The sequence below is a fragment of the Herbaspirillum sp. FG34 genome (assembly GCF_057809315.1).
The window spans coordinates 1-2,401 of sequence record NZ_JBMDJS010000042.1 but is presented as its reverse complement, the minus strand read 5'-3'; the positions used below and the strand labels follow the sequence as shown (position 1 = coordinate 2,401).

At 51.3% G+C, this 2,401-nt stretch carries 1 protein-coding gene and 1 pseudogene; both read left to right on the top strand.

Features of this window, described 5'->3' with window-relative positions; translation table 11 throughout:
* Positions 1 to 1,850: pseudogene (locus ACODSZ_RS23015) on the top strand (hypothetical protein); the annotation flags it as partial.
* A complete protein-coding gene (locus ACODSZ_RS23010) occupies positions 1,847 to 2,245 on the top strand; it encodes a hypothetical protein (RefSeq protein WP_488928634.1) in 399 nt (132 codons plus the stop codon). The pseudogene ACODSZ_RS23015 and the gene ACODSZ_RS23010, both read left to right, overlap by 4 nt.
* The last annotated feature ends 156 nt before the right edge of the window (positions 2,246 to 2,401 follow it).

Below are 2,401 nucleotides of genomic sequence, written 5' to 3'. Positions count from 1 at the left end.
ATGTAGGCCAGCAGGCAGGGATTACGGCCGGCAATGGTGGATTCCAGGTCAACGTCAAAGGCAACGCAGACCTCAAGGGTGCGCAGATTGCCAGCACGGATCAGGCCGTGGAGCAGGGCAAGAACAGCCTGACCACAGGCACGCTGACCAGCAGTGATATCCAGAATCGGAGTCAATACTCGGCGCAGAGTCAGAGCGTTAGCGTCGGAACCTCTGGTGGTAAGCCAGGCGGAGGTGCTGGGATTGGCAGCGCATCGGGCAGCGAGACGAGCGTGACGCGTAGTGGCGTTTCTGGCGCTGCCGTGACCATTACGAACGCACAGGCACAACAGGAAAAAACCGGCCAGAGTCCAGATCACGCGGTGGCCTCGTTGGATACGTCTGTGCGTACCGGCAAGGACAGTAGCAATAGCTTGGCCAAGAACTGGGATAGCAATCAACTGCGTGAGGATGTAGAGGCGCAGGCCAAGATTACGCAGGCGTTTGGGCAGCAGGCTTCCAAGTTGATCGGTGACTATGCTGAGCAACAGCAGAAGAAGGCGGAAGACTTGCGCAAGCAGGCCAATGCCGCAACTGATCCTGCCGTGGCAACACAGCTCAATGATCAGGCCAGTGCGTTGGAAACCAAGTGGGGGCCAGATGGAAACATGCGGGCTTTGGCGCACACCGTTGTGGGCGGGCTCACAGGTGGTCTTGCCGGTGCAGCTGGTGCGGGAGCGGGTACCTTAGCCGCACCTAATGTGGCTGCAGCCCTGAATAAGGCTGGTGTGGATGCTGATCTGGCGAAGGTGTTGACGGGGTTGTCGAGTACCTTGGTGGGCGCGGCAGTGGGTGGGACGGCCGGCGGGGCTACGGCTTATAACGAGGTCGTCAATAACTTCCTCAAGCATGCTGATGCTGCCGCGCTTAAGAAGGAAATTGAGGCTTGCAGCAAGAAGAACGGTCGTTGCAGCGACGGAGACGTCACCTCAATCTTTAAAAAATACAAGGAGATCTCTGACCAGAATATCGCCGCAGTGCAAAGTTGCATCATTTCAGGGGATGTAGCGTGCGTCCAAAAAAATCTGGCTGAAGCGGCGAGTGTCAACGAAGTAAAGGTATTGCCATTCGGCTATACAAAACTTGAAGATACGCTGATCGGGCGTCAAGCGAATGTGATCAGTTATGGTTCCGTGATGGGCAACGCGTCCCTGATGGGAACGGATGTTGATCAGGCGAAGGAGGTTGCGACCTTCAGGACGAATAACTGTGGTGGACTGAGCGCGGCTGCCTGTGATGGACTGGTAAAGCAGGCGATGAACTATCGTCTTGTCCGGATGGCAGCGTTGTCTGCTGTCGCGGCTGCTACTCCGGCCTTGGTAGGCGAGGTAAGGAAGCTTGTCTTGCCAAAGGAAAAGCTACCGACGGTAACGGCTGATCGTGATCGATATACTGCAGATCAAGATTTGCCTGATGTCTATAAGCATCAAGGAAAAAATGCAATAACAGGAAGTGGCACGGTTTTCGATTCGATTACTCCTACTCAGCCTGTCTATCCTGGTTCCATAATTCCGCGTTCTTTTGAGATGGCTCTTCCCAATGGCGAAAGGATATGGGTCGCAGGAAATGCGTCTGAGCACATCGCGGAATATGCAAAAATGAAAGCGATAAATTTCTCGCCCGAAGCAGTTCGTATTGCAAGCCAAGAACAATTGAGTAGTTTGCGGTCAGCTCTTAATTCCGCAACACAGATCGGCATCAGATATTCAGAATTAATCGTGGTTGACGGATGGGAGTTGAAATTTGCTCCGCCTAGGCAGTCAGGCCAAGCACCTTCAGTTATTCATGCACTTTATAGGGGGAAGAATTGACTCAAGCGAAAATAATTATTGATCAGCCTTTAGATATGAGAATGGAGGTTCTTGAGGTTGATGAACATGTACCAGCAATTAAGATGGATATTGTGCTCAACATAATCCAGTTTCAACATGAAATTCGTTATAGAGGGGCCGTGTGGTTTCAAGGTCAAAATTGGTCCGATTTCATATCGAAGTTGGAGCAAGCTGATGGCGAGGCGAGTCTAACGGATATGAGTGATATTTTCTCTCTGAAGATTATTCATGGAATCGGTAGCGGCTCCTTGGTTTGGAAATTTAGAAAAGAGGCTGTTGACGGGTCAGTTGGGGAAGCCGGTTTTTCATATGCGTCGATAAATATTAATCCCCTCGTCCAAGGGTTTTTATCGTTCTATAGATGGTGGGAATAGCTGAAGTACACCATTATGGGTCGGCTTACTGGTGTTTGAGGGGATGAGAATACTAAAGGTAAAAAAGCCATTGAATCGCCCCGGAACTACTAGACACTCCGCAGCCTAAAATATCAGGCAACCAAGGAGTCATCATGAGTAACAAGCGTTATCCGG